Raw genomic sequence first — 3630 nt, 5'->3', positions numbered from 1 at the left:
GCCCGGGAGTCGGTTTCAGGACGCGGGGGCGGGCGGGGCCGTGGCGGCGGGACGCAGGCTGACGGTGACCGCGGCGACGGCGACCAGGAAGCCACCGGCGACGAGGGCCAGGCAGATCCGCAGCCCGCCGACCGCGGAGGAGCCCTCCAGCACCACCCCGAACAGGGCGATCGCCACCGCTCCGCCGATCTGCCGCAGCGCGTTGAGCGCGCCGGAGGCGAGGCCGGACCGGTCGGGCGGCAGGGCACCCATGACGACGGCGGGCAGGCTCGGGCCCATCAGCCCGGCGCCCAGCCCGAGCAGGCCGCTGCCGGCGAAGAACACCCACCACGTGGGGTGTCCGCCGAGCGGCAGGAGCGCGCAGGCACCGGCCGCGGCCGCCAGCGCCCCGCCGATCAGCAGCGGCCGGGGTCCCGTACGGGTGACCGCGCGGGCCAGGACGAAGGAGGCGAACGCCCAGAGCGTGGCGAACGGCACGAAGGACAGCCCGGCGCCGAGCGCGTCGAGCCCCCAGGCGTTCTGCAGGTGCAGCGAGAGCGCGAACTGCGCCCCGTACGCGCCGAACTGGAACAGCGCGCCGATGGCCAGGCCGTAGGAGAACCGCGGCCGGGCGAACAGGCCCAGCGGCAGCACCGGTGCCGCGGCGCGCCGTTCGACCAGGCCGAACGCGATGCCCGCGGCGAGGGTGACGACGAGCAGGGTCAGGGTCACCGGGTCGCCCCAGCCCCGGGAGCCGCCCTCGATGAGCGCGCCGATGCCCGCGCCGACGACGAGGACGGCGAGCAGCTGCCCGGCCGGGTCCAGGGCCGCGTCGTGCCCGGGGGCCGGGGCCACGCGCGCCCTGGTCAGCGCCCAGGCCAGCAGCCCGACGGGCACGTTGATCAGGAAGATCGCCCGCCATCCGACGGCCGTGGTCAGCGCCCCGCCGGCCACGGGGCCGAACACGAGGGCCAGGGAGCTCACCCCGCCCCACACGGTGAGGGCCTTGGCCCGCCGCGCGGGGTCGGTGTAGAGGCGGGCGATCACCGCGAGCGAGGCGGGCAGCAGCCCGCCCGCGGTGATGCCCTGCAGCGCGCGGGCCGCGATCAGGAAGCCGAGGCCGGGGCTCACCGCGCAGGCCGCCGAGGTCACGACGAAACCCAGCAGGGAGATCTCAAAGACCCGCCGGGGCCCCCAGCGGTCGCTGACCGAGCCGCCGCTGAGCAGGAACGCGGCCAGCGTGATGGTGTAGCCGTTCAGGACCCATTCCAGGCCGGCCAGGCTTCCCGTCAGGTCCTCCCTGATGTCGGGCAGCGCCACATTGAGGGCACTGCTGTCCATCAGGACCATGAAGAAGCCCAGGCAGACGGCGAACAGGGCCAGTCCGCCGGAGGATCTGCCGAGCGTACCGGGGCTGTCGGGGCTGTCGGGGCTGTCGGGACGTGGCCGGCTGGGCGCCGCGTGCCGGTGTGACATCTGGCGGCCGGGCATGACGCACCACCGCGCTTCCTGGGTTGGCTACAGTGTTTGACGGAGGTCGATCACCATGAATGTAAGACCTGCATCGAACACCGAGTCAAGTCCATTGCCGGACAAGCCCGTCGGGAAGCGCCCGGCCTCGCAGCGGGCCCGCGGCCTGTCGCACACCCACCCGGCGGACGTGTCGCTGCACGACGCGCTCGCGGCCCTCGCCGATCCGGTGCGGCGGGCGATCGTACGGGAGTTGGGACAGGTGCCCGACTGGAGCAAGGCCTGCGGCACCTTCGACCTGGCCGTCAGCAAGGCGACGCGCAGCCACCACTTCGCGGTACTCCGCCAGGCGGGCGTGATCGAGCAACGGGACGAGGGCCCGCGCCGCCTGAACAGACTCCGCAGAACCGAATTCGACGCGGCGTTCCCGGGCTTGCTGACCCTCGTCCTGTCAGAGGACACCCGCGCCCCATAGGGGCGCGGGGCTGTGACATTTTGCGGCTCCGCCGCGTGGGCGCGCCCAGCCCCCACCGGCCCGCAGACGAACAGCCCGCCCCCCAACGGAGTGCTCACGCAGGGGCAAGAATCCCATGCAGCAGGATCCCCAGCACAGAGTCCAGCTCGGCCTGCAAGGCCGGCCCACCCTCATCCGCCTGCGCCCACCGGTACAAGGTCCCCAGATACGCATCGCGCATGACATTGCTGACCTGCTGCGCGGAGACCCCGGGCGAGACCTCGCCGTGCGCGAGCCCGGCCTCGATCACCTCGGCGAATATCTCGCTGGCGTAGGGCTCCTCCAGCAGCGGGCGCCCCGCCCTGACCCAGGCCATGAGCATGGCGCTGGTCGTGCCGCGCTCCTCCTCGTTGATCTCGGCGAGAGCGGCCACGCACCGCCGCAGCCGCACCTCGGTCGTCTCGCGGACCTCGGGCACCGGCTCCGCCAGGCGTTCGCGGAGCTTGGCCCGGCGCTCGTGGCCCCATTCGCTGATGAGGTCCTCCTTGCGCTGGAAGTAGTTGAAGAAGGTGCCACGGGCGACGTCGGCGAGCTCGGCGATCTCGTCGATCGACGTCTGGTCGTAGCCGTTCTCGGTGAACAGCGCGAGCGCCGACGTGTACAGGCGCTGACGGACCTTCTGTTTGTTCCGCTCCCGACGGCCCGGGGGACGCACGGGTCCGGGGGAGAGGCGCTCCATCATCATTCTCCGTTCGAGAAGGCGGAGGCCGCCGAACGGACAGGCGTCGGTGCGAGAGCAGGACAAAGGCGGCATACCTCACACCCTTGCCCGTGCTCGATCACGCGTGGATGTCCCCTGGACGGCCCTGGGGTGAAAAGACTTATATCAGAGGTCAACTCTGTGTCACAGTCCCACTTCGGACTGTGGAGAGCCGACCACCTCCCCGGCAAGGGCCGCGAACGCCTCGTTCCCCATCAGCCTCTCCAGCGGGACCTCCAGTCCGAAGTCGGCGCGCAACTGCCTGACCAGCGTCGTCGCCATCAGGGAGTCGAGGCCGAAGTCCAGCAGCGATCGGCGCGGGTCGAGTTGCCCGGCCGGGATGCCCAGCACCTCGGCCGCGTACCGCACCACGTCCTGTACAGACACGGACTCCCGTGCCGCGCCCGGTTCCGCGGCGGGAGCGGACCCGACCGGTCCGTCCAGCCGGACGCCCCGGAATTCGGCGAGAAGCCGCCCCTGGGCGTCGAGCTGCAGGACATCGGCGCGCACGCCGCGGGAGCCGCCCTGCGGGGCACAGCGCACCACGCTCCACAGCTCTCCCTCGGGCACCCCGTACAGGGTCACGCTCTCGAACGACGACAGCAGGAACACCCCCGCGGGCAGGACGGTGAGCAGTGGTTGCAGGCCCGTCTCCAGGACGGCCGGATATCCGGCGTCCGGCACCCCGATCCGCGCGACCGCCACGCCGTCGCCGTTGTGCCACAGCTGCCGGATGCCGTGGAACGGCTCGTCGACGACGTAGCCGCGGGCGGCGGCCAGCCGGAGGAAGCCGTCCGGGGTGACGAAGTGCCCGCACTCGGCGAGGGCCGCCTCCAACTCCCCGGAGGCGTCGCGCCCGATGCCGGGGACCCCGGCGGCAGGAGCTCCGGCCGCGGCGCGCACACGGGCGTTCAGCCAGCGTACGGGCCGCGGACCCGCCCCCAGCACCTCCACGACGGCGCGGTGC

General features: G+C 72.8%; 4 protein-coding genes. 1 reads left to right on the top strand and 3 read right to left on the bottom strand.

Annotated features, from left to right (window positions below):
- Window positions 1-15 precede the first annotated feature (15 nt).
- Complete coding sequence (locus K6I34_RS33675; protein WP_229331841.1) at window positions 16-1470, bottom strand: MFS transporter; 1455 nt, start codon at window positions 1468-1470, stop codon at window positions 16-18.
- 55 nt (window positions 1471-1525) lie between these two features.
- On the opposite strand from K6I34_RS33675, the gene K6I34_RS33670 reads away from it, so the two are divergent.
- Window positions 1526-1924: a helix-turn-helix transcriptional regulator gene (locus K6I34_RS33670; RefSeq protein ID WP_229331840.1), complete on the top strand. Its 399-nt coding sequence runs from the start codon at window positions 1526-1528 to the stop codon at window positions 1922-1924.
- Between the two features lie 94 nt (window positions 1925-2018).
- Here the strand turns inward: K6I34_RS33670 and K6I34_RS33665 are convergent, their stop codons facing one another.
- Both K6I34_RS33665 and K6I34_RS33660 read right to left on the bottom strand, forming a co-directional pair.
- On the bottom strand, window positions 2019-2648 hold the full coding sequence (locus K6I34_RS33665) for a TetR/AcrR family transcriptional regulator (RefSeq protein ID WP_229331839.1): 630 nt from the start codon (window positions 2646-2648) through the stop codon (window positions 2019-2021).
- Window positions 2649-2807: 159 nt separating this feature from the next.
- Window positions 2808-3630 (bottom strand): phosphopantetheine-binding protein (locus K6I34_RS33660; RefSeq protein ID WP_229331838.1); only part of this gene is annotated, 823 nt, incomplete at its 5' end.

Source organism: Streptomyces sp. UNOC14_S4 (assembly GCF_020740835.1).
GTDB lineage: Bacteria > Actinomycetota > Actinomycetes > Streptomycetales > Streptomycetaceae > Streptomyces.
Note: the sequence above shows the minus strand (reverse complement) of the source record. Positions and strands in the feature narration are given on the sequence as shown.

Bases quoted from the DNA above. Each gene is read 5' to 3' on its own strand.
- K6I34_RS33675 (WP_229331841.1), bottom strand. From the start codon at position 1,470: ATGCCCGGCCGCCAGATGTCACACCGGCACGCGGCGCCCAGCCGGCCA.
- K6I34_RS33670 (WP_229331840.1), top strand. From the start codon at position 1,526: ATGAATGTAAGACCTGCATCGAACACCGAGTCAAGTCCATTGCCGGAC.
- K6I34_RS33665 (WP_229331839.1), bottom strand. From the start codon at position 2,648: ATGATGATGGAGCGCCTCTCCCCCGGACCCGTGCGTCCCCCGGGCCGT.